At 52.3% G+C, this 24,098-nt stretch carries 16 protein-coding genes; 6 read left to right on the top strand and 10 right to left on the bottom strand.

Annotated features, from left to right (window positions below):
• Positions 1–60 precede the first annotated feature (60 nt).
• From QET93_RS11845 to lepA, 7 genes are all read right to left on the bottom strand, one after another.
• On the bottom strand, positions 61–1,041 hold the full coding sequence (locus QET93_RS11845; protein WP_280127292.1) for an ABC transporter ATP-binding protein: 981 nt from the start codon (positions 1,039–1,041) through the stop codon (positions 61–63).
• A 37-nt stretch (positions 1,042–1,078) separates the two neighbouring features.
• The gene (der, locus tag QET93_RS11840) at positions 1,079–2,488 is read right to left on the bottom strand and encodes a ribosome biogenesis GTPase Der (RefSeq protein ID WP_280127291.1); all 1,410 of its coding nucleotides are present in this window, start codon (positions 2,486–2,488) and stop codon (positions 1,079–1,081) included.
• A gap of 67 nt (positions 2,489–2,555) precedes the next feature.
• Entirely contained in the window at positions 2,556–3,647 is a 1,092-nt protein-coding gene (locus QET93_RS11835; protein ID WP_280132165.1) for an LptF/LptG family permease, read from the bottom strand.
• Positions 3,648–3,728: 81 nt separating this feature from the next.
• Positions 3,729–5,150 carry a cysteine--tRNA ligase gene (gene cysS, locus QET93_RS11830; RefSeq protein WP_280132164.1) on the bottom strand — a complete coding sequence of 474 codons (1,422 nt, stop codon included), beginning with the start codon at positions 5,148–5,150 and terminating at the stop codon, positions 3,729–3,731.
• Between the two features lie 79 nt (positions 5,151–5,229).
• The gene (locus tag QET93_RS11825) at positions 5,230–5,664 is read right to left on the bottom strand and encodes a hypothetical protein (protein WP_280132163.1); all 435 of its coding nucleotides are present in this window, start codon (positions 5,662–5,664) and stop codon (positions 5,230–5,232) included.
• Between the two features lie 88 nt (positions 5,665–5,752).
• Positions 5,753–6,739: a thioredoxin family protein gene (locus QET93_RS11820; RefSeq protein WP_280132162.1), complete on the bottom strand. Its 987-nt coding sequence runs from the start codon at positions 6,737–6,739 to the stop codon at positions 5,753–5,755.
• Positions 6,740–6,849: 110 nt separating this feature from the next.
• The gene (gene lepA, locus QET93_RS11815; protein ID WP_280132161.1) at positions 6,850–8,649 is read right to left on the bottom strand and encodes a translation elongation factor 4; all 1,800 of its coding nucleotides are present in this window, start codon (positions 8,647–8,649) and stop codon (positions 6,850–6,852) included.
• Positions 8,650–8,952: 303 nt separating this feature from the next.
• Here lepA and QET93_RS11810 point away from each other — a divergent pair, with 303 nt between their 5' ends.
• Genes QET93_RS11810 through QET93_RS11800 form a run of 3 tightly spaced genes read left to right on the top strand, consistent with a single transcriptional unit; the run spans position 8,953 to position 12,798 of the window.
• Complete coding sequence (locus tag QET93_RS11810) at positions 8,953–10,446, top strand: glycoside hydrolase family 125 protein (RefSeq protein WP_280132160.1); 1,494 nt, start codon at positions 8,953–8,955, stop codon at positions 10,444–10,446.
• A gap of 29 nt (positions 10,447–10,475) precedes the next feature.
• On the top strand, positions 10,476–11,684 hold the full coding sequence (locus tag QET93_RS11805; protein ID WP_280132159.1) for an MFS transporter: 1,209 nt from the start codon (positions 10,476–10,478) through the stop codon (positions 11,682–11,684).
• The gene (locus tag QET93_RS11800) at positions 11,677–12,798 is read left to right on the top strand and encodes an ROK family protein (RefSeq protein WP_280127283.1); all 1,122 of its coding nucleotides are present in this window, start codon (positions 11,677–11,679) and stop codon (positions 12,796–12,798) included. Before QET93_RS11805 ends, QET93_RS11800 begins: the two co-directional genes overlap by 8 nt.
• Before the next feature lie 6 nt (positions 12,799–12,804).
• Here QET93_RS11800 and QET93_RS11795 read toward each other — a convergent pair whose 3' ends face one another.
• The 3 genes from QET93_RS11795 to QET93_RS11785 are packed head-to-tail and all read right to left on the bottom strand — an operon-like array spanning position 12,805 to position 18,932.
• Positions 12,805–13,992, bottom strand: a complete 1,188-nt coding sequence (locus QET93_RS11795; protein WP_280132158.1) for a transglutaminase-like domain-containing protein — start codon at positions 13,990–13,992, stop codon at positions 12,805–12,807.
• Positions 13,989–16,652, bottom strand: a complete 2,664-nt coding sequence (locus tag QET93_RS11790) for a glycoside hydrolase family 2 TIM barrel-domain containing protein (protein WP_280127281.1) — start codon at positions 16,650–16,652, stop codon at positions 13,989–13,991. Before QET93_RS11790 ends, QET93_RS11795 begins: the two co-directional genes overlap by 4 nt.
• 9 nt (positions 16,653–16,661) lie before the next feature.
• Positions 16,662–18,932 carry a GH92 family glycosyl hydrolase gene (locus QET93_RS11785; protein ID WP_280132157.1) on the bottom strand — a complete coding sequence of 757 codons (2,271 nt, stop codon included), beginning with the start codon at positions 18,930–18,932 and terminating at the stop codon, positions 16,662–16,664.
• A gap of 164 nt (positions 18,933–19,096) precedes the next feature.
• Between QET93_RS11785 and QET93_RS11780 the strand changes: the two genes are divergently transcribed.
• The 3 genes from QET93_RS11780 to QET93_RS11770 all read left to right on the top strand — a co-directional run bounded on the left by QET93_RS11780 (position 19,097) and on the right by QET93_RS11770 (position 23,961).
• Entirely contained in the window at positions 19,097–20,272 is a 1,176-nt protein-coding gene (locus QET93_RS11780) for an FN3 domain-containing metallophosphoesterase family protein (protein ID WP_280127279.1), read from the top strand.
• 130 nt (positions 20,273–20,402) lie between these two features.
• Positions 20,403–21,527 (top strand): hypothetical protein, encoded by a 1,125-nt coding sequence (locus QET93_RS11775; RefSeq protein ID WP_280132156.1) that lies wholly within the window; start codon positions 20,403–20,405, stop codon positions 21,525–21,527.
• Between the two features lie 37 nt (positions 21,528–21,564).
• Positions 21,565–23,961: a glycoside hydrolase family 88 protein gene (locus QET93_RS11770; protein ID WP_322190001.1), complete on the top strand. Its 2,397-nt coding sequence runs from the start codon at positions 21,565–21,567 to the stop codon at positions 23,959–23,961.
• The last annotated feature ends 137 nt before the right edge of the window (positions 23,962–24,098 follow it).

The following is a 24,098-nucleotide window of genomic DNA, read 5'->3' as shown; positions in this document are numbered from 1 at the left end:
TTCCCAAGTCAAAAAAAAATGGGTAAGAATTCGAAACCTATTAATCGGAAGACGGCGGGATCAGGGAGCATCAGCCAGGCAGCCGGGACAATTGCGCACCCAGTGGCCGGGTTGGATTTCGATGAGTTCCGGGATGCGGTCTCTGAGGCAGAGCTCCGGAGTGCCCAGCGTGTTTCTGGGGCGGAAAGTACAGCCGGACGGAGGGGATATCAAGTTAGGAGGGAGGCCGGGAATCGTGTACAAAGGAGTGCCCTTGGACTGCATGCCGGGGATGGAACGGAGGAGGGCACGGGTGTACGCGTGCCTTGGATGGAGGAGGAGATCGCCTGCTGGGGCGCTCTCAACGAGGCCTCCGGCATACATGACGTTGATACGATCCGCATACTGGCGAACAACGCCGAGGTCGTGCGTGATGAGAATGACGGCTGTGCCGAGTTCCTGCTGGCGCTGTTTGATGAGGTCCAGCACCTGTTTTTGGACGGTGACATCAAGGGCGGTCGTAGGTTCGTCGGCGATGAGGATTTCCGGTCGGGTGATTAAGGCCATGGCAATCATCACGCGCTGGCGCATGCCTCCGGAAAATTCGTGCGGATAGGCCATTGCCCTCTGTTCCGGATCAGGGATGCCGACGAGAGCCAATTCTTCAATGGCTCGGCTCAGAGCTTGTTTCCGAGACATCTTTTCGTGAATGACAAGGGGTTCCGCAACCTGTTCTCCAATGCGCAGATAAGGATTGAGCGATGTCATCGGATCCTGGAAGATCATGGAAATGCGTTTGCCCCGGATGCGGCGCATCACTGCTTCTGTACAATGAAGCAGATCAGTTCCGTTAAAGAGGGCCTGACCGGATTCTATTTTTCCGGGAGGCATGGGGATGAGCCTCATTAGCGAGTAGCAGGTAACGGATTTGCCGGATCCGGATTCCCCGACGATCCCCAGTGTTTCTCCGGGATTAAGGGTAAACGACACATCTTCGACGGCGCGGACGATACCGGCTCTCGTGCGGAAATGTGTTGTGAGATGGCGGACATCCAGAAGCATGATGTCGGAGAGGAGGTGTGGTTTCCAACTGTTCGTGTCAATCGGAGGTTCTGATGCGTGAACGCGGAGAGAAGAGGATTGGGATGCCTAAACCGGGTGTGCTCTGGCGGAGAGCGTTGCGCAGATATTGAGAGTAGCTGTCCGTGAGGAGGTTCTTGTCGTTGACGAACAGGACGTACTTCGGGACGGGAATGATGTCGTATTTGGGATCGACTGCTGCTGTAGCATAGTAGAGACGCAGGCGCTTGTGTCCGGATTTGGCAACTTTGGGAGGATTGCTCTCCATGGCTTTTTGCAGGATGCGGTTGAGCTTGCCGGTGGAGGGGTAGTTCTGGGCGATTTCTCGAATGGTGTCGATCTGGCGGAAAATGTCGTCGATGCCATTGCCTTTCAGGGCGGAGACTGTAACGAAGGGCGCGTAGTCCAGGAAGAAAAGCTCGGTCCGGATATGTTCCTTGGCTTCTTCTCGTCTGGCTTTGAAAGGAGCGGTGGGATGGTAGAGGTCGAATTTATTGACGACGATGATACAGGGCTTGCCTTCTTCGGCGATGATTCCGGCGATGCGGCGATCCTGCTGGGTGATTCCCAGAGCGATGTCGATGACCAGAAGGCAGATATCCGAACGACGGATGGCTTTTTCGCTGCGCATGGCGGAAAAGACCTCGACGGAGGTATCTCTTTTGGAGCGAGGACGCATGCCTGCCGTGTCGATGAGCATGTAGGGTTTGTCCCCGTGGGTGTAGGGGATATCGATGGCATCGCGCGTGGTACCGGCTATGTCCGAGACGATCGTTCGCTTGTCGTTGAGGATGGCATTGATGAGGGAGGATTTACCGGCATTGGGGCGTCCTACGACGGCTACTTTGACGGGGCGTTCGCCGTTTTGCTCTTCTTCATCCTCCTGAGGGACGGCAGCTTCGATTTCTTCGCGGGTGGGGGCGCCTATGGCTTTTAGTCTGGTGTCGAGAAGTTCCGCCAGTTTTTGGAAGCCCCTTCCATGGGCGGAGGAGACGAAAACGTGCTCTTCGATGCCGAGGCCGGCGAATTCGCCGATATTGAGTTCCTGGGTTTCATGATCCGCTTTGTTGAGGATCATGATGACGGGAACTTGCGACTTGTGCAGCTGGGCGGCGATAGAAAGATCGATGGGAGTGACGTGATCACGGCTGTCGAGGACAAAGAGGATCAGATTGGCTGTCTGCATGGCAATGTCCGCTTCCGCGGCGACGGCATCGGCAAAGGTATCGTTGAGCGTGGCACCAATCCCTCCGGTATCTACGACTTCGCAGGCATAGTCGGTGATGGTGCAGGGGGCGCTGAGACGGTCTCGCGTAACGCCTGGTTCGTCATGGACGATGGCGATGCGTCGTCCGACCATCCTGTTGAAGAGGGCGGATTTGCCTACATTGGGTCTTCCGACGATAGCAATGGTGGGGATGTCGCGCATAAAGACATCATGCACCAAATCCGTTGACCGGGAAAGCCTTTTCCCGTGGTTTTCCCTGAGGCATGCGTCAGCCCCTGTTGAGTGCTTTCCTGTGAAGGTACCAAGCGACGGCAAAACCGATGATGTTGGGTGTCCACAGCAGGATGTAGGGCAGGGGACCGGGCGTTTTTCTTGAAAGGTCGGCGAAAACGAGTGCAACAAAGTACAAGGCGGCAATGATAATGCCCAGGACGAATCCCGTCGAGGTATCTCTGCGGCGGGCGCTGATGGCCAGCGGGACGCCGATCAAAGCGAAGACGATACAGGCCATGGAGAACGATGCCCTCCGCGGGAGTTCCGTTTCAAACTCCAGCTTCTGGCGTTCATTCAGGTAGCCGGGCGTCTCTAGCGCCTCATGGATTTCATCATTGGTGAATCTGTTGGCTCGTATTTTACGGGACTTGATCTGGTTGACGCGAATCATCCACGGCATGCGTTCGACGAGCATGACTTGGCTTTTGCCGTTCGGTTGGGACATTTCCACAAAGGTATTGTGCAAGATGAAGTGGAGAATCTTCTCTTGATCATCGAAGTCGACATCGACTTTTTTTGCATGCATGGCTTTGGATTTACCGGTTGCATCATCGTGCTGGTAAACGTGCATGCCGTAGATGGTGTCTCCTTGGCGTTTGTCGATGTAGATTTCCTGATCGTCGAATTTAGTAATGGCCTGGCCTTCGTTCAGAAGTCCCTTGGGATCGATGGCAGCAGCTTTGACGATGATTTCAGTGATAGCCTGTTTGGCTTTGGGGGAGATGTCGATGTTGACCCAGTAACAAAAGGCGGAGAGAATGCAAGCGATGACGATGGCCGGAGCGCTGAGACGGAGGAGACTTTGTCCCGCCATGCGCATGGAAGTCAGTTCGTTGTCGGCAGCCAGCCTGCCGTATACGAGCAGGACAGCCGTGAGGAATCCCCACGGGATGGAAAACATCAGGGAGAAGGGGATGACCTGGAAGATGAATTCCACGACGATGCTGGTCGGAGCCCCGCTGTCCAGCAGGAGCGGCCGTAATTCCTTGAACAGGTTGCCAAGCAAAAGCAGGGCACTGAGGGCCATAACCCCGATGAGGGTGACTCCCAGAATTTGCCTGGCGATATAACGATCCAGAATTTTCATGAAGAGACGGCCTGTGTTCCTGTGTGGAGATTACCGGGCTCGCATTCTTCCGAATGTCCGTCCGGTTTGCGGTAAGCGTGGTTATGAGCGGATCAGGTCGAAGCCGTCTTTACGGTCTTTGATTGTCCATCCCAGGTCGGCGACCTGGCCTCGTAGGGTATCGGCTGCAGTCCAGTCTTTGTTCTGCTTGGCGATCCAGCGTTGTTCTGCCAGGGCTTTGACATCTTCCGGTGCTTCTTCCTGTGACTGTTCCTTGGCTACTGGCGTGATGCCGAATGCGGACAGGATGAAGTGGAAGGCGATCCGGACGGCATGGGCTTGTTCCTGTGAAAGTTCCTGGACATTGATGCGCTTGATGGCGCTGTACACGTGGCCGAGTGCTTCGGGCGTGTTGAGATCGTCATTGAGACTGTCCCAGGCTGCCTGGAATTCTCCGAGATCCGGCGTTTTCCGGCAGAGTTGCTTGTAGGGCGGGATAGCTGCATTGCCGGAGCGTTCGGCCAGTTGCATGTCGAATTTAGAGAGGCGGACGAGTGAGGCTCGAGCATCGTTGAGGGAGTCCAGCGTAAAGTTGAGAGGGCGGCGGTAGTAGCCTCCGGCCAGAACATAGCGGACGGCTTCCGGGATGTGTCCGAGACGGGAGAGATCTTCCAGCGTGTACATGTTGCCCAGGGATTTGGACATTTTGCCTCCGTCAACCAACAAGTGGGTGATATGAAACCAATTGCGGGCAAAATGGCCTCCGCAGGCACAGCGTGATTGCGCTACTTCGTTTTCATGGTGCGGGAAGACGAGGTCGACTCCTCCGGAGTGGAGGTCGAAATCCGGACCGAAGTATTTGTTGATCATCGCCGAGCATTCAAGATGCCAGCCCGGACGACCTTCTCCCCATGGCGATTGCCAGTAGTTCGGCCCGTCTTCGGGGCGGCGGGCCTTCCAGAGGACGAAGTCCGCAACGGAATCCTTTTCGTATTCGTCGGCATTGGAACGTTCATTGGCGGTTTTTCCCAAGTCGAGTTCCCTTTTGTCGAGATGGGAAAGCTGGCCGTATTCTCCGAAAGAGGAAATTTTGAAATACACGGAACCATCTTCCGATGCGTAGGCATGACCCTTGGTCATGAGGTCTTCCACCATGCGGATTTGTTCCGGAATATGGCTGACAGCGGAAGGTTCGATATGGGGAGGAAGGCAGTTCAGAGCTGCGCAATCGGCATGGAATTTGTCCGTCCATCCCTGAGTGAAATCCGCCAGGCTCATACCGGCTTTTTGAGAGTCCCGGATCGTTTTGTCGTCTACGTCGGTGAGATTGCGGACATGCATGGTCGTGACTCCGCCGAGCTCCAAGACACGGCGGAAGACGTCTTGAAGAACAAAGGTCCTGAAGTTGCCAATATGGGCCGGGCCGTACACCGTCGGACCGCAACAGTAAAACCGGAACCGTTTGCCGTCGATTGGTGACAATTCCCTGATGGTTCTGCTTTGCGTGTCGTAAAGATGCAACATGGTTTGTCCATTGCAGAATAAAACAGGCGGGCGGTCAAGCCGCCAGCACGTCAGAGGAAATGTTCGGGCAGGTATTTTTTCAGTGCCCCGAACCTTCCCAGGCCGTTACTTTGCCTTTGCTGAAGAGGACGTAGGAAGTGTTCGGAGGAATGGTCGAGATGGGGAATGTCGTACCGATGCCCGTACCGATCATGGAGGATCCGTTATGGTAATGACCGACTCCTCCGCCGACGCCGAAGGAGAACCCGCTGCCGCCTTTCTGGTAGATCCATCGTTCCGAGGGGATTCCGTCCAAATTGCCGCGGGAAATGGAGTCCGGATCTCCCCAGGCCAGTTTGACGGCTTCCGGAGTCATACCGAGAGAGATTTGCCCGGCAAGAACGAGGGATTGTTCTTGTGGAGCTAGTTTCTGGAAGGCCGGCAAGTTGGCGTCGATGCGTTCTTGCGGAGTTGTCGAACAGGATGCGACCAAGAGGCCGGACAGAAGCAAAATGGGGATGAAAGTAATTTTCATGATAGAAGTTGGTTTGCCCGGACTGGAATGTCCGGTATGGGATATGATTCGTTCTGAACGAAGAATGTTCAATAGAACAAGAGTCAGATCATTGTCTTTTATCGACATAGGCCCGGTCTTCGTCACTGAGCAGGTTCAGAGAAGAACTGAATTGGGTCCCGTCGAATTCCTTAAGCCATACCATGTTTTTCTTGGGATCGTAACGGACGAATTTAGCGAATATTTTGGTGCCGTTTTTGCCTGTCCAATCACGATATCCGGCGGAGCTGAGATGTTTTTTGAAATCGGAGAATTGTTTGTTGGCCGTTTCAACATCCTGGCGGATGCGGTCCATGACATTTTTGGAATTTCCTCCGGAATATCCCTTCCAAGAGGCGACCTGGCGTCCATCCGGTGTGAGAATAATAACGTTGGGAGTTCCCTTTACTCCATAATGGGAGAAGGCTCTCATGACGTATTCCTTCTTTTTGGTAGCGAGATTGCCGATAATGACGTTCTGATCCTTGTTGGGGGTGGTTGTGTCGTACTCGGCTGATTTGTCGTAGCAGACGCGGATCAGGTTGTCTTTGGCCCAGTCCTCAAATGCATCGGATTTGAACAATTCCGCACTTATTTTCTGGCTGGCCGGGCTATATTTGCTGTCATGGAACCAGATGAGAATCGGTTTGCCGGAACGGCGGGCATCTCGTAGAGCCTTGGAATAGCTTTGCTGCCATTGTTTGGAACGTTCGCTTTGGAGGGAAAACGCTTCATCCAATTCCTTGATGTCGGCATAGGGATTGTCCGGGTCGGTGAAGATGATGTCTTCATCTGCCTTGAGAGTCAGAAGGTCTTGCGTGCTTTTGGTCTCCAGTTCCTTGAGTTGCTTCCTGTTCCCTCCGCTCATGAGTCCCGGCGGCATGAATCCGTCGGGATTGCTGAATCCCTGTGTTTCTTCCGTCAATTGGGAGAGGAATCCCTTGGATTGGGCCTCCTTGCTATCCGGCTTGTCTTCTGCCGGATCCGTTGTGGCACAGGACACCAGCAATACGGAGGCAACCGCAATGATCGAAATTTGCAGCAACGACTTTCTCATGTTCCGATTTGTAGCATAAAGAGCCGCCTGTCTCAATCTCCAAACGGGAAGCCCCCGGGATTTCATGGCTCTCCGTAAGAAAATAACCGATGTTCGGGCCCTTTGCCGAATCAATCCCCGGATTTGAGAACGCGGATGAAGGCTTCCTGCGGGATGTTGACCCGGCCGATGGCCTTCATACGTTTTTTCCCTTCTTTTTGCTTTTCGAGAAGTTTGCGTTTACGGGTGACGTCGCCTCCGTAGCATTTGGCAGTTACGTTCTTGCGCATGGGAGAGATGCTTTCCCGTGCGATGATTTTACCGCCGATACAAGCTTGGATGGCAACAGTGAACAATTGCCGGGGGATGACTTCCTTAAGGCGAGATGCCAGATCGCGTCCACGGGATTCTGCCTTTTCGCGGTGAACGATCATGGAGAAGGCGTCGACGGGTTCTCCGGCGATCATCATGTCCATCTTGATCAGATTGGCAGGGGCGTAACCGTCATGTTCGTAGTCCATGGAACCGTAGCCGCGCGTCATGGATTTGAGCTTGTCATTGAAATCGACGAGGATTTCGGCGAGAGGAAGAGTGGCGGTGAGCATGACGCGCATGTCATCGATAGTCTCGGTGTTGACGACATTACCGCGTTTTTCCAGAACCAGTTGCATGATGTCACCGATGTAGTCGCCGGGAAGCATGATGAAAACCTTGACGATGGGTTCGCGGATTTCCTTGATTTCCTGTGGTTCGGGCAGAAGGCTCGGGTTGTCTACCAAGAGCTCTTCTCCGTTGGTCTTGGTGACCTCGTAGATGACGGACGGGTAGGTAGAAATGACATCCATGTTGAATTCTCGCCGCAGGCGTTCCTGGACGATTTCCATATGCAGCAGCCCGAGAAAACCGCAGCGAAAACCGAATCCGAGGGCGATAGACGATTCCGCCATGAAGGTAAAGGCGGCATCGTTGATCTGAAGCTTGGCCATGGATGCTTTCAAGGCTTCAAAGTCGGAGGAATCGACGGGGTAGATGCCTGAAAAGACCATGGGACGTATTTCCTTGAAGCCGGGCAAGGGCTTGTCGCATGGGTGGACGATGTCGGTATAGGTATCGCCTATTTTGACATCGGAGGCTGCCTTCATATTGGCGATGATGTAGCCGACGTCTCCGGTGCTGAGTTCGTCGGACTTGGTCATTTTGGGAGTGAAAATGCCGACCTCCTTGACTTCATATACTTCATCCGTGGCGAAGAGCTTGACGCGCATGCCGCGCTTGACGGAGCCGGAAACGATGCGTACGTAGGAGACGACGCCCCGGTACGAGTCGTACACGGAGTCGAATACAAGGGCGCGCAGCAAGCCGTCGGGGCTATCCTTGGGAGGAGGAATTCGTTCGACGACAGCTTCCAGAATGTCTTCGATGCCGATACCGGCTTTGGCGGACGCCTGGATGGCTTCTTCGTGGGGGATGCAGATGATGTCTTCAAGTTGTTTGAAGACTTTCGGGAGATTGGCGCTGGGAAGGTCGATCTTGTTGATGACCGGCACGATAGCCAGTTTCTGGTCCATAGCCAGGTGCATGTTGGCTAATGTCTGGGCTTCAACCCCTTGAGCGGCATCGACGATGAGGAGCGCGCCTTCGCAAGCGGCCAGAGAACGGGATACTTCGTAAGAGAAGTCCACGTGACCGGGGGTATCCAGCAGATTCAGTTCGTAGGTTTGTCCGTTGCGCGCCTTGTAGCGCATGGTTACGGGGTGGGATTTGATGGTAATGCCTTTTTCCCGTTCCAGATCCATGGCGTCCAGAAGCTGGTCTTGTTTCTCACGGTCGGAAATCGTGTTGGTGTACTCCAACAGACGATCGGAAAGAGTCGTCTTTCCGTGGTCGATGTGGGCGATGATGGAAAAGTTGCGTTTCTGCTCAATGCTCATAATGGATACCGGCCTTCCGAGGGTAAAAAATTCCGGCGAATGCTAATAGTACGAAGTATGAGCGTCAAGCGAAGAGACTGTCTGTGCATGGTTTCGATTGGTTTTGCAAGACTTGCGGATCGTCCTGTTCCATACATCGGTATGTTCTTACTGGCTGGGAGTATTGGGACAAGAACGTTTTACATATTCGGAAGTGGAATTCGACGGGTGGTAGAGGAGCCAAATGTTGGGGAATTAAAATGCGAAAGGCTGTAAATTAATGGTTGAGTTGCATCGGTGAATTCCATAGCATCACTTAAATTTATGCAAATATCCGGTTTGTTCATGATGGAAAAAGGAAGAAAAGTGCTTGTTGTGTGCGGAGTTGTTCTTCTTTTGTTTGGGGGATTTTGTTGGTCTCGGACGCCTCAGGATCAGAATATCCAGCCGGATGTAGCACGGGATGTTTACACGAAGACGAAACGTCCTCCCGTGGAAGAGCGGTTGTTTATTTCTCGAAGTATTGATGAAGAAATTGCACGCGTCAAAGGGATGTTGACCCATCCGAAGTTACGCTGGATGTTCGAGAACTGTTTTCCCAATACTCTGGATACGACGGTGCATTACCGTGAGAAGGACGGAGTGGATGATACGTTTGTCTATACCGGGGATATTGCCGCCATGTGGTTGCGCGATTCCGCGGCTCAGGTGTGGCCGTATGTTCCACTGGCTAACAAGGATGAGAAGTTGAGGAAGATGCTGGCGGGGGTGATCCTCCGTCAGATGAAATGCATCAATATTGACCCCTATGCTAATGCGTTTAATGACGGGCCGACTGGTAGCGAGTGGGAGTCCGACCTTACGGATATGAAGCCGGAAATCCATGAGCGTAAGTGGGAAATCGATTCCTTGTGCTATCCCATACGGTTGGCCTACCGTTATTGGAAGACGACGAAGGACGATTCCGTGTTCGGTGCGGAATGGAGCTCGGCTGTCCGGCGTATCGTGGCAACTTTCCGAGAACAGCAGAGGAAAGAGAATCCCGGGCCTTACAAATTCCAGCGCAAGACGGAAAAGGCCTCCGACACGGTCATGAATGACGGATGGGGCAATCCCTGTAAACCGGTGGGTCTGATTGCCTCCGTATTTCGTCCGTCAGACGATGCAACGACGTTTCCTTTCTTGGTGCCGTCGAATTTCTTTGCCGTGTCCTCGTTGCGCAAGGCGGCGGAAATCCTGCAATCGGTCAATCATGATGAAGAACTGGCGGGCGAATGCCTGGCTTTGGCTGACGAGGTCGAAGCGGCGTTAAAGAAATACGCGGTCGTGGAGCATCCTGTATTTGGTCGTGTGTACGCTTATGAGGTGGACGGGTACGGTAATCTCCTGTTTATGGACGATGCCAATGTACCGAGTTTGCTTGCCATGCCTTATCTGGGGGATGTCCCGGCGGACGATCCGGTTTATTTGAATACGCGCCGCCTGGTGTGGAGCGAGCATAATCCCTACTTTTTCAAGGGAAGGGCAGGCGAGGGAATCGGAGGACCTCATGTGTCCCATGTTTCGATGAACATGATTTGGCCGATGAGCATCATGATGAAGGCGTTTACGAGCCGTGACGATGAAGAGACGGCTGCTTGTATCAGGATGCTGCTGGAAACCGATGCCGGAACCGGGTTCATCCATGAATCTTTCCACAAGGACGATGCCGGCAAGTTTACCCGCGAGTGGTTCGCATGGCAGAATACGCTTTTTGGAGAGCTCATCCTGAAACTGGTCGGTGAAGGAAAGACCGATCTTCTGAATCGTCTCCCCTGACTTATTTTTTAACTGATTATTATACGATTATGAACAGCAAGACACTACCTGTTTTCCTTTCGTTCCTATGTATGGGGTTTGGCGATGCCGTCAATACCTTTGTGGGAGTGGCAAAAGATCATTTTTCTCTGACGACATTCGAATCCAGTTTCATTGCATCGGCGGGGTTTATCATGTTCGGCCTGCTCTCGGTGCCAATGGGGCTTTTCCAGGACAAATGCGGTCGCAAAAAGACGTTGCTGACAGGGTTGATCGTTGCTCTGATAGGTATTCTGACTGTGATGTTGTTCGGGTTAGACAGGTATGCTGTCTTCCTGCTTTCCATCCTTCTTCTGGGAGGCGGAGCTACGATCCTTCAGGTGGCCGGCAACCCGATCATGCGTGACGTGTCGGATGAGGGAAGGTATTCCAGCAATCTTTCCCTGGGGCAGTTTATCAAGGCTATTGGTTCCTTTACGGCTCCGCTCGTTTTTTTCATGGCGGGCAAGATGGGTTATACCGAGACTCAGAGCTGGAATGTTCTGTTCCCTATTTTTGCAGTAGCCGTTGCGGTATCTATTATTTCCGTTGCTACGTTGAAGGTTCAGGAAAAGTCTGATGCGGGCAAGACGGCTTCTCTGGGGTCGTGCATCCGCCTTCTGGGGGATCCGTCCGTGGCGTTTTCCGTCCTTGCCATTTTCGTGTATGTGGGAGCCGAAGTTTGTATGGCATCCGGCATGCCCGTGTATTTTTCCGAGCAATTCGGAATCAATCAATCCCTGGCGACCAAGTTTGTGATGTATTTTTTCGTGACGATCATGATCGGGCGTTTTCTGGGGGCGATGCTGCTACGTAAAGTACGGCCGGGACGTTTTCTGGTGGCGACATGCTATGTATCTCTGGCTGGATTTATTCTTCTGGTCTTGGGTAGCAGCGCGGTCGGGCTGATTGCTTCTCCCGATGCCCGTGAGATTGTGACGACGGCGTCTCTTGTCGTGCTGGCTCTTGGGTTTGCCAACATTTTCCCCCTTGTGTTTTCCATGGCGATCGACAGGTTGCCCGACAAGGCGAACGAGTTGTCAGGATTGATGGTATCCGCTATTTGCGGAGGGGCTTTCCTGTTGCCCCTCATGGGGTGGATCGGCGATGCCTCCGGCAATCTTTTCTACGGTTTTGTTGTACCTCTTGTGGCCGTGCTCTACATATTGGGGGTCGGGTTGGTAATGAAATCCGAAAAGAAAGAAGGGAGGGATGCCTGAGGTGGACTCCGACCGTGATGACCGCATTGTTCTGACTTTGGATGCGGGGGGGACGAATTTCGTTTTTGCCGCCATGCAAGGGAACCGCCGTATTGGAACTCCGGTTCGGCTTGCTTCGGAAGCCCGGAATTTAGAACGTTCCCTGGAGAATATCAAAAAAGGGTTCAGAGCCCTGATTGAAGAAACGGGGCAGGCGCCTGCCGCCATCAGTTTTGCATTTCCGGGACCGGCCGATTATCCCAGGGGTATTATTGACAATGTTGGCAATCTTCCGGCCTATGCAGGGGGCGTTCCCTTGGCGGATATCCTCCAAGATGAGTTTGGTGTGCCCGTTTTCATTAACAACGACGGCGATTTGTTTGTCTATGGCGAAGCCGTGGCCGGATTGCTGCCCCAGGTTAATGAGGCGCTGGCGAAGGCGGGTAGCCCGAAGAAGTTCCGCAATTTGTTTGGTGTGACTCTGGGGACCGGATTCGGCGGGGGGCTTGTGATGAATGGGCAGTTGTATATAGGCGATAACTCCAATGCCCTGGAAGTGTGGCTGATGAACAATAAGCTTCATCCGGGGACTTTTGCGGAAGAGGGCGCGTGCATCCGTGCGATTCAGAAAACGTATGCACGAGAAGCAGGGCTGCCGGAGGCCACTCATTTATCTGCCCGGGACATTGAGGAGATTGCCCTCGGTAAGCGTGAGGGGGATTCTCGCGCCGCCCGTGAGGCGTATCGTGAAATGGGACGCCTGCTTGGCGATGTTTTTGCAACGGCTGCGACGTTGTTCGATACCTTGATTGTGATCGGCGGAGGTCTGGCCTACGGACACAGGCTTTTCATGGACAGCGTTCTGGAGGAAATGAACGGGACAATCAGAAGTTACGATGGACGGGAATTGCCACGATTGGTTCAGAAGGCTTTTGATCTGGAAGATCCATCTCAGATGGAAAACTTCCTGTTGGGAGACGAACGCCGGTTGATCGTACCGGGTTCCGGACGGGAAGTCATTTACGATCCTCGGAAGAGAATCGGCATCGGTATCACGCGATTGGGAACCAGCGAAGCCGTGGCCGTCGGGGCGTATGCCTACGCCCTGAGAGCCATTGACTGTGCAATGCGATGATGATGCTTATTCAAAAGTAGCATCCACAGTCATAGGACTATCTTTGACGGTGGCTGTGATGTCTTTCGTGTTTCCGGAGGCATCCTGATAGCGGAAGGTGTAGGTTTTGTTCTTTTCCAGAAGGAACGTCAAGACATCGTTCATGTCCTGTAAGGGGCCGGAAGTACGGCCTCCGTCCATTTGGAGCTGACCGTCGAAGACATCGACGTTGACGGCGACTCTGTCTCCGGAATTCGAGTTGCTGCCGGAATTTTTAAAGATGCGGATGGAGACTGGGACATGCGTGCCTTGGGAGACGGCTTGTTCTTCCATGGCCTCGCAGGTGTCGATGTATCTCTGCGAAACGTTGACGGCGTGGACTTCCTGGGATTGATCGTTCCAGACCATGGGGAAGGATTCTCCCGTTTGTTTGAAGGAAGTGGCGTAAATGGCATATTGGCGATTGTCCGGGTTAGCCTTGCCGGCGTTTGCCAGGAACCACGGGTGATCGAGCTGGCGGGGCATATAGTATTCCGTGATGTACCATTTGCCGTCCATCCATACTTCTACCCAGCTATGATTGCCGCGATTGTCGTGCCATGAAGCCGTTCCGGCGAATCGGGCCGGAATGCCGACTGACCGAAAGGCATCCACTAGCAGAATGGCCAATCCGGTACATGATGCCATATGCTGGCGGATGGACTCCGAAGGGGATTGGTTGGGCTTCTCCCGGAGCGTATTATAGTCCACCCCCGTCAGTTTGCCTATTTTTGAGTTGATGGAGAGCACTGCATCCCGGATGGATTTGCTGTCGTGAACGAGTTTCCCAAAGAGGCCGAAGAATCCCTGACGCCAGTTTTCACGGGTTTCATCTACGACGGCATAGGGGAGGACATCGTTGAGGAAGATGTCTTCAGGGATGTCACGGCCCCAAGGGAAGGATGCTCTCGCTTGATAGGCCAGGGCGATGTTGGAGGAGAGGAGTGCTTTGTCGATACTGGTCAAATCCCGTTCCGACATGTGTTCGATGAGAAAAGCCGCTCCGGCTTTTTGTTCGGCAGGCAGTTCGGATAACAAGTCTTGCAGGGGACGGGCATTGGAACCGGCTTTGGAGAGGGCTTGTTCCAGGCCTGATGTTGATGAAGTAGCTCCTTGGCCGCCAAAGGATCCGGTTGCCAGCGCCATGCAGACGCAGGGGATGAGTATTCGATTCATAGTTGTGGTGAAGTGGGGAGAATAGTTTGTTGATCGACATTCCAGCCTTCGACGGTGACCGCCGGAATTCCGTTGTCTCCGGGAATATAGTCGATAGGAATTTCCCGGGTGGAGCCGGGAACGAGGGAGACATAGTTGTCCTGGTAGAAGGCAGGCATGATACGTTTACCCGATTTGGCGTCCACCAGGGAGATGCGGTTGAAGAATGCTATCCCTCCCTCTTTCGGGGCGGTAAGTCGGACGATGACTGTTCCCGGTTTCGGAGAGGTGGCTGTTACCTGCAGATCGGCTTTGCTCATGGAGCGGAGTCCGGAATATTGTCCGTCCTGATTCGGAAACCAATAGAAATTGTCACTGATGAGTTTCCCATCGGCGTCCATTAGCTGGAGCAGAAGGAAGCCTCCCTTGTCCCGGCATACATCCTTGATTCTTGCAGACAGGGACATGATCTTCAGACAATTGGAGGCATTGACGTAGCAGAATACCTGGTCGTTCTTTTTCTCTTTGCCTTCCGTGTTGAACAAACGGACGACGAGCATGACATCCCGGGCCGGCTCCAGTCCGTTGTTGACGACCATGACTTCTCCCGTAACAGGGTTGCACATGGCATGGAGGGGTTCGCCACCCTTGCGGGTCCCGAAGAGGCAGGCGTTGGGGTCCAAATAGTAGTCGTACATTTGTCCCCGCATGGCCGTCCATGGATTTTGTGTTTTCCAGATGATAAATCCTGTGTACCAGTCCCACATATGGGAGGAAAATCCTTCCATAATTGCCCGGTATTGCTCATAGTTGACGAGTTGAGCCTTGCGGGTAAAGTCCCGCACATCGGAAGGGGGACCATAGGGGATCAAATGGTCTTCGTATCCGACTCCCGTGTATTTGTGGTAGGTCCAGACATCGTTGACCTTTTCTCCGAAAGGTTCGGTTGGATCAAGGGTAGGGACGATCATGGAATCTTCGGGGATGAATCGTTCGAGGGATTCATAGTCGCCAACTCCGATCGAGCCTATTTCCGAGTTGAACGGCCAGGTTTTTTCCTGCCAGAAAGTCGATATCGGCTGGATTCTGTATGGACCGTCCCCATTTCCTCCCAGAGAATTGTAGGACATCTCGCAGGAGTTGGAGTAGTCGATGAACCAGCGGGTTCCATCCAGGCTGGGCAGGATGCGGTTTCTGAGGGCATCCAGAATCCCGGACGGAGGGGGGATTTCATTGCCGCCGCACCAAGCTGCAAGAGAAGGATGGTTACGGATCATTTTGACCATGTCTTCCGCAGCTTCCAGTACGAGGGCATGATCGTCGGGATACTTCCTGCGAGTCCATTGATCATCCGCTTTTAGTGCATCGCGCCAGCGACCGTTGCAATCGCCGGAAAACCAGAAATCCTGCATGACGAGCAGACCGTAGCGATCGCAGGCTTCATAGAATTCCGGACGTTCCGTCAGAGCCCCTCCCCAAATGCGGATGAGGTTCAGGTTCATGTCCCGGTGGTAGCGGATTTCGGCATCGTAGCGTTCCGGGGAGAACCTGAGCATGGCGTCGGAAATAATCCAGTTGCCGCCTCGAATGAAAAGCCGTTGCCCGTTGACGAACATTTCCCGGCTGCGGGTCCGTTCGTTCCATGCCGTGTCGAGTTCTCTGACACCGAAGTTGATGGAATGAACATCCGAAGCGGATAGCTGTCCGTTCTCCCTGAATTCAAGGCGAAGGGTGTACATATTCTGGGGACCGTAACCGGTTGGCCACCAGAGTTTGGGATTCTCCAGAACGATCTCTGGTAGTTTTGCTTGGACAGTGGAGTTCGGAGGGATTTCCACACGGCATTCTGTCTGTTTATTGCCGAGGAGACAGGCAAGCGTACCGCGAACTGTTTGCCCGGTGGGGTTTTCCAGTTCGGCAGAAAGGTTCATAAAGGCATTTTCCTGGGGAGATGATGGTTTCCTGACCCCGGGGACGCGGGTGACGATATGCGGTTCCTTGATGCGGATACGTCCGGTTTTTTCCAGAATGACCTTGTCCCATATGCCGGTGTTACGATCTCGGATAGGTTGGATCCAGTCCCATCCGGCCACATATTGATGCGTCAGGTTACGGGCGATGCGTCCATCTCCTCCCTGGCCCCCGTTCGGATTGCCGACATGATCCGGGGGATAGACGATTACGGCCAGACGGTTCACTCCGTCGGGCTTCAATAAGTCTGTGATGTTGAACGTTTTCCTCAGGAACATTCCCCGATAGGGTTTGGCGTTGACCTTGTGACCATTCAGGAAAATATCACAGGAATAATTGATGCCTCGAAACGTTAGCCATACCTGCCCTCCTTCCTTGGGAGGAAGTTCCCGGAAGTCCTTGACGAACCAGTAGGTATAGTATTCTCGGCCCGTGGCATGGATGTCCGGGATCTTTTCATTGTTCATGCCGTAGAACGGATCGGGAATTTCTCCATTGGCCAGCTGCGTGGTCAGGACGGTTCCGGGCACAACAGCGGGTTTCCAGTTGTCCAGAGCGAACGAAGGATTGGAAATTGTTTCTCCGGAGGCGGTTGTTTGCGTGGAGGGAAGACATTTCCAGTCCGTTTTCAATTCATAATGATCATCCATGGCAAGAGCCGGAATGCCGGCGGCAAGGAGGATGAGCGGAATCAGGAATTTGAAGAACATAGCGGAATGTCAGGGATTGGAAGCCATGGAGGACTCATTGCAGGACGGCAGCCAGCAGAGGGAGGAATCCCCGGTCATCTGGATTTCCAGTGTTCCTCCGGCTGCAATGTCCTTGAAGTCGATATACTTCAGTGAATGCGGTCTTCCGTTCAAGAGAATTTTTCCGATATATTTACGTTCGGGGCTATTGTCGCGGACGATGATACGGAATGTTTTCCCGTTCCCGACCTGGAGTTCCGCTCCATCGACAATCGGACTGCCGAATACGAATTTGCCTCCTGCCGGCTCTACTTGGTAAAATCCGAGGGCGGAAAGGATGTACCAGGCGGACATTTGTCCCATGTCTTCATTGCCGCAGAGTCCCTCCGGCGTGTCGTCATACATGGTGGAAAGTATTTCCCGGACTTTATCCGCTGTTTTCCATGGTTTGTCGACGCAAGTGTACATGTAGGCGACGTGGTGGCTGGGCTCGTTGCCATGCGCATACTGCCCGATCATTCCGGAGATGTCGGGGGAGGCGTCTTTGCCTAGATCTCCCTGTGCCGTAAATAGCCCGTCTAGTTTGGCCAGGAACTTTTCCGTATTCCCGAACAATTCGACAAGTCCTTTTATGTCGTGCGGTACCAGCCAGGTGTATTGCCATGCATTGCCTTCGGTATAATCATTGTTCCGGTGGACGGAGACAAACGGGTCGAAGTTTTTTCCGAACACTCCTTCCGAGGATAATCCCCGGACGAATTCCGTTTTTGGGTCGAAGTAATGCTTATAGGATTTACTCCGTTTCAGGAAGTAATCGTGATCCTGGGTTTTTCCGAGTTTGTCCGCAACCTGGGCAAGACTCCAGTCGGCGACGGCGTATTCCATGCATTTGGAAAGACCTTCTCCTTCCTTGTCATAGGGAATATAGCCGTATTCCTTGAGGTACTTGAGTCCGCGTTCGTCTAAAAGGGAAGATTCCTTCATGGCTGTGAATGCCTTTTCGGCTGATATCCCCTCAAAATTTTTCATTACGGCATCTGCGACGACGCAAACGGCCGGATTGCCTACCATGCAGTCTGTTTCACAGGCCATCAGGTGCCAGACGGGCAATTTCCCCTGCTTTTGGTAGATGTCCAGCATGGAGTTGATCAGGTCGGGTACTTTTTCAGGTTGGATGAGAGTCATCAGGGGATGGGCTGCACGGTAGGTATCCCAAAGAGAAAATCCCGTGTACTGGAGATGAGAGCTTTTGTGGATGTTGCCGTCCGCCCCGCGATAGTCCCCGTTGACATCGGAACAGACGGCAGGGTAGATCATGGTATGGTACAAGGCGGTGTAGAAGATGCGGCGTACTTTGTCGTTACGAGTGGAAATGGAAATTTTGGAGAGTTCGCGGTTCCAGGCCTGATCGGCTTGGATCACGGTTTTGTTGAAATCCCAACCGGGTAGTTCGGCTTGCATGTTGGCCTTGGCATTTTCCACGCTCACCAGTGAGATAGCGACTTTGACGAAGACGGGGTTCTCGTCCCTTGTATCGAAGACAGCCTGTCCGAAAGGCTTGCCGGGACAGTTTGTCGACGGATGTGAGCCTTCGGATTCCATCCATTGTTTCATCGGACGAGAAAATTCTATGACGAAGAAGAGCTTCCGATTGTTTGCCCAGCCTTTGGTGTGGCGGAATCCCGATATGACGGTATTGCTCTCCCGGTGGAATTGGACTTCGGTTGGGTTTCCACTGCCGACCCCATGTTTCAGGTCTACGATGATTCGTGCGTCTTCAGTCTTGGGAAACGTGTATTTGTGGAAACCTGTTCTCTGTGTGGCTGTTAATTTCACATCAATCCCGAATCGGTCCAGATGGACGGCATAGTATCCGGGTCGAACTTGTTCCGAGGAATGGTCGAAGGATGATCCGAGTCCGGAAAGCAGATTATCCTTGGAACCGCGGGACAAGGGAACTTCTCCGATGACTGGCATGAGGGAGATATCTCCAAGATCGTGGCATCCTGTACCGCTCAGATGCGTGTGGCTGAAGCCGATGATACTTGCGTCCGATATGTGGTATCCGGAACACCAGTCCCAGCCTTGGGAAACATTGGTAGGACCAAGCTGGACGAGTCCGAAAGGCACGCTGGCTCCCACAAAAACGTGTCCGTGCCCTCCCGTTCCAATGTGGGGATCGACGAATGAGGAAGGTGCCGGGCGGGGGAGCTCCTCTCCCTTTGATTCGGACAAACATGGCAGGAATGTTACAGCCAGGAGCATGAATGCCCTCCAAGAGGTGAGAAAGGAAAAACTCATACAATCACCTACGCCCGGAGGAGAGGCAATCTTTCATGGAAAAGATATTTCCGGATGAATGGGAATGAATTTTTCAGAAAAAATCAGGATAAAGGAAATTTTTATCCTTACAGGAACGTAAGTGGTCATGTACAGAATTTATTCATCTACCATTGTACGATACCATGAAAATCAAGTTATTAGTAGCTGCAGCTCTGTTGAGTTTGAGCTTTTACGCAAACCCGGCCTTGGCCGGGGACGAATATTCATTTGACCACGGTCCCTATTTGCAGGAAGTCGGCAATAAGGGGGTTTCCTTCCTGTTTACGACAACGGGGAAAGGATTTTCCTGGGTTGAAGTGAAGAAACAAGGCGCTCCCGACAGTGATGCCAAAGTTTATTATTCTCGTCGAGACGGGTTGAAGGAAGCCAACAATACATTCAATGCCATTCGCGTTCACGATTTGGAACCGGGTACAGCCTACCAGTACCGGCTTTGTTCTAAGGAGATTACCACTTTTCAACCTTACAAGGTGGTGTATGGCAAGGAGATCCAGTCTCCGTGGTATGATTTCAAAACCTTTTCACCGAGAATTGACAAATGTTCTCTGTTTGCGGCCAGCGATATTCACGATGACCCCGGCAAACTGAAAAAATTACTGGAGCTTGGAGACTATGGTTCTTGCGACGCCATGTTCCTCGTGGGGGATATTACAAGCTACTGTACGTCTGCGGGACAACCTTACAAGAGCTACATTGATTTGTGCGTCAATATGTTTGCCAAAGAAAAGCCCTTTATTCTTGTCCGAGGCAACCATGAAACGAGAGGGGCTTTGGCTCGCGACTATTCTGGCTATGTTCCTCAAGAGAGCGGGAATATATACGGAACGCAAACGATTGGAGATACGTTTGTCATATTTCTGGATTGTGGAGAGGATAAACCCGATACGCATCCTGTTTATGCCGGATTGACGGATTTTGATCATTACAGGACGGAACAGGCCGAGTGGTTGAAGGGTGTTCTGCAAAGTCCGGATTTCAAAAAGGCACGCCATCGCATTGTGATGTCCCATTTCCCGATTTCTGAAATTGAGCAATATAACAAGGAACATGGAATGAACGACATCAGCTCCAAGATGCTCAATATGCTGAATAAGGCTGGGATTGATCTGATGATTGCCGGGCATACGCATAGGTATGACTTCCATGAACCGGTACGAGGAAAGAGGAACTATCCTCTTCTGGTCGGTAGCAACCACAGCGGAGCCAGACTGGATATTGACAGGAGCGGCATTAAAATGCGCGCCTTTGATACGGATGGCAAGACGTTGATTGAGAAAAAATTCCCGACCAAACGTTAAAATGTACCTTGGCTTTTTGAATGGCCTGCTCGGGCGGCTTAACGTTCTCAAGGAACGGAGCCGCCCGTGTTTTTATTGATGAAAGATTGTGTCAGAGATAGTCGTATTTCTCGTATCACACAATTTTTTTATGAAAAACCAATATCTCCTCTTAGTGTCGGCGCTTGGTGCTGTTCTTGTTTCTGCTGGTTGTTCCAGTTTACCGGAATCGACGAATGCCGTCGCTTCAACCCAGGTCCTCCCTCCGCTTTCTTTGAAACCGCAGATGTTTGTCAATTTGGATCCCGCTACTTGTTCGGTACCCGACGGCATGTCTGTGGCGGCTGACGGAAGCATTATTCTTTCCGCCCCGAATTACATCGACTATGAGAAGGTAGGTGGATCCAAATTGTTCCGTATCGATAAAAACAGGAATGTAAGTATTTGGTTCGATAAACTGACTCCTCATCCGGACACGGGCAAGGTACACCCCATGGGCATTGAATTTGGACCCGACGGTAATCTGTACATTGCCGATAATCAGTATTTTAACGACAAAAACTACAAATCTCGCCTTCTTCGTATTGTTGTGGAAAACGGGAAGCCCGTACGGTGTGAAGTGGCGGCATCCGGCTTTAAACTGGCCAATGCCGTGCGTTGGCATAATGGAAAGGCATATGTCAGCGATACCCATTTCGATCTTCCCGGCAAGCCGAATCAGAGCGGGGTTTATGCCATTTCCCTCGATGAGATGAAGAAAGGCGAAGTGAAGCTGCTTCCCAATGCTTCCGATCCTCATCTGGTAGCCCAGTATGATGCCAAACCGTCTGCAGATCCCCAAGCGGAAACCGACGGAGCCGATGGCGTTACGTTCGATAATCAGGGGCGCATGTACAGTGGACGGTTCGGTGACGGTGTGATTTCCCGGACGACTTTTTCCGCCAGTGGCAAACCTCTTAAGCAGGAAATCATTGTCGATGATCCTTCGATCAATTGCTGTGATGGCATCGTGTGCGACCGGGATACCAACAAAATCTACGTGACAAATTCGAAACGAAATTCGATCCATATGTATGATGTGGATAAGTCTACCTTCCGGATCATCAGCGAAAACGGCAATACAACCGGTGCCGGAGGCAAACTTGACCAGCCTTGTGAACCTCTTGTGATCGGGGACGAGCTCATCATCGTCAACTTTGACATGCCATTTCCCGGGATGAAGAATACCAAGCATGACCTCCCTATCGGCTTGTCCGTGATCAAACTTGATAAGTAATAATCACCATTCCTCCTCTGCTGATATGAAGAAAAGAATGAAGCTTTTGTCAGGAGGGCTTTCTCACCTGCGTACGGTAGCGTGCGCATCTCTTTTGTGGTACTCTGGAGTTGGAACCGTTTTGGCATCACCTCCTTCCATGCCTCCTTATGCGGAAGACTGCGAGGTTGTAGCCGATGACGGTGCCTGGTGCTGGTTTTCCGATCCACGCGCCGTGTATGTGGACGGTGTGATCATTGGCGGAGCGGTAGACAGGGAGGGCAGTATCCGGGCTTTTTCTATGAATCCTACCTCCGGGGAGAAGAAATCGTTCAAGCTTCATGACAAGCTGGATTATGACGACCACGCCAATCCTTCTTTCCTGGTTCTTCCTGACAAGCGTGTGGCAGTATTTTATTCCGCTCATGGAGGGACGAAGAATTCTCCGATCTATTACCGTGTAACTAAAAAGCCCGGCGATATATCGGAATGGGATGAAGAACTAAGTATCAGACCCGATGTTAAAGGTCCGATGGGGGTTTGCTATACCAATCCGGCTTTGCTGACTGGAGAAAACGGCAGGATTTACCTCTTGTTCCGAGGACCGAATTTCAAACCGAACATGGTGTATACGGATGATTTGAAGACGTGGAGTCCGGCACAGACCTTGATTCAGGATGAAAAGACGAACAATTCCGTACGACCCTATCTGAAGGCCACCAACAACGGGAAGGATAAGATCTTTCTGGCTTTCACAGATGGACATCCAAGGAATGAACCGACAAACTCCATCTACTTCGCCATGTACCGGGATGGCTCCCTCTGGGGAGCTGATGGGCGTCTCATTGGCAAGTTGGCGGATGGCGGAGCGGTGCCTCCTTCCCGATGCGACAAGGTCTATGATGCTGGCAAAACGTTGGAGAAAGCGTGGATCTGGGATGTGGCTTTCGATGAAAACGAGTATCCAGTCCTTGTATATGCCCGATTTAGCAATGTCCTGACGGAACATTCCTACTGGTATGCTCGCTGGGATGGCTCGAAGTGGAACAATCACAAGATCACAAAGGCCGGTCGGTGGTTCCAAAGAAACGTCTACCCCAAAGAACAGTCGGAATACGAATGTAATTATTCCGGAGGGGTGTACCTCGACCATGATAATCCCGATGTTGTCTATGCTTCGCGCCCGGTGAAGGACATTTTCGAAATTGAGCGCTGGGAAACATCCGATAAGGGTAAAACATGGAAATCGGAACCAGTGACGGCATCGTCCCGGAGGGACAATGTCCGACCATTTGTGGTAAGTGGAACCCAGGGTAAGTCCAATCTTCTGTGGATGTACAACTATAAATATCCGGGATTTCGTGCTTTTGAAACAGCCATTCGCATGAATGCCCCGGCACGGTCATATGCTTCGGACTTCCGGAAGCAGGATGTGCTGAATATTGCACGCAAAGTGGCTGATTGGCAAATTTCGTACTTTCCGGATCAACCCTCGTCCCGGTCTCCGCAGAGCTGGCTCAATGGTGCCCTGTATGTAGGCATGTTCGACTGGGCGGAATTGAGCGGCGATAAAAAATATGATCAGTGGCTCCAGAAGCTCTTTAACCGTATGATATGGCAGGTGGGGCCTTACATGTATCATGCCGACGATATTTGTGTCGGTCAGGCATACCTGGACATGTATGCCAAGCATGGGAAGAAGCTGATGAAGATGCCGACGCAGGCGCGGGCCGACTGGGTGATTGCCAATCGCTGCATGGATCCAGCCAAGATGATTCATGGCACCTCCGGGCAGTATGAACGCTGGTCGTGGTGCGATGCCCTGTTTATGGCGCCTCCTGTCTATGCCCGGCTTTATACCTTGACGGGGGATGAAAAGTATATGGAGTTTGCCTCCAGTGAATACAAGGCAACCTATGACAAACTCTACGATGTTGAGGAACGCCTGTTCTTTCGCGATGCCTCGTACATCAATAAAAAGGAAGCCAACGGGCAGAAGGTTTTCTGGGGGCGTGGCAATGGATGGGTGATGGGGGGCTTGGCAGAGATACTCAAGGCACTGCCTGCCGATGACAAGAGGTACAGACCCTTCTATGAAAAGCTTTTCGTGGAAATGTGTGACCGTCTTGCCGGACTCCAGCAGGAAGACGGATGCTGGCACGCCAGCCTGTTGGATCCAGCCAGTTATCCCGCTCCGGAAACTAGTGCGACAGGCTTTATGACCTATGCCATGGCTTACGGTATCAATGCGGGATTGTTACCGAAGAAGCGTTTTCTTCCCATTGTCCAAAAGGGATGGAAGGCTCTGGTGAACTCTGTCGATACAGAAGGCAAACTCTGCTGGGTGCAACCCGTTGGAGCCGATCCGAAACAGGTGCAGAAAAGCAATACTGAAGTGTACGGCACTGGCGCGTTCCTGATGAGCGCCGTGGAGGTGTACAAGCTATCGGATTAGCAGTTTCTAAAATTATCGATATTCAACGGGGCTTTGGAGGGATGACTCCAAAGCTCCGTATATTGTTGGCTGTGTTTCAACTTCTGTTTTCCTGAAGATAAAATCATGGATGAGAATAATTAAGAGTTCAATTGCAT

The organism is Akkermansia sp. N21116, assembly GCF_029854705.2.
Taxonomy (GTDB): Bacteria; Verrucomicrobiota; Verrucomicrobiia; order Verrucomicrobiales; family Akkermansiaceae; genus Akkermansia.
This window is presented reverse-complemented; position numbering and strand designations above follow the sequence as displayed.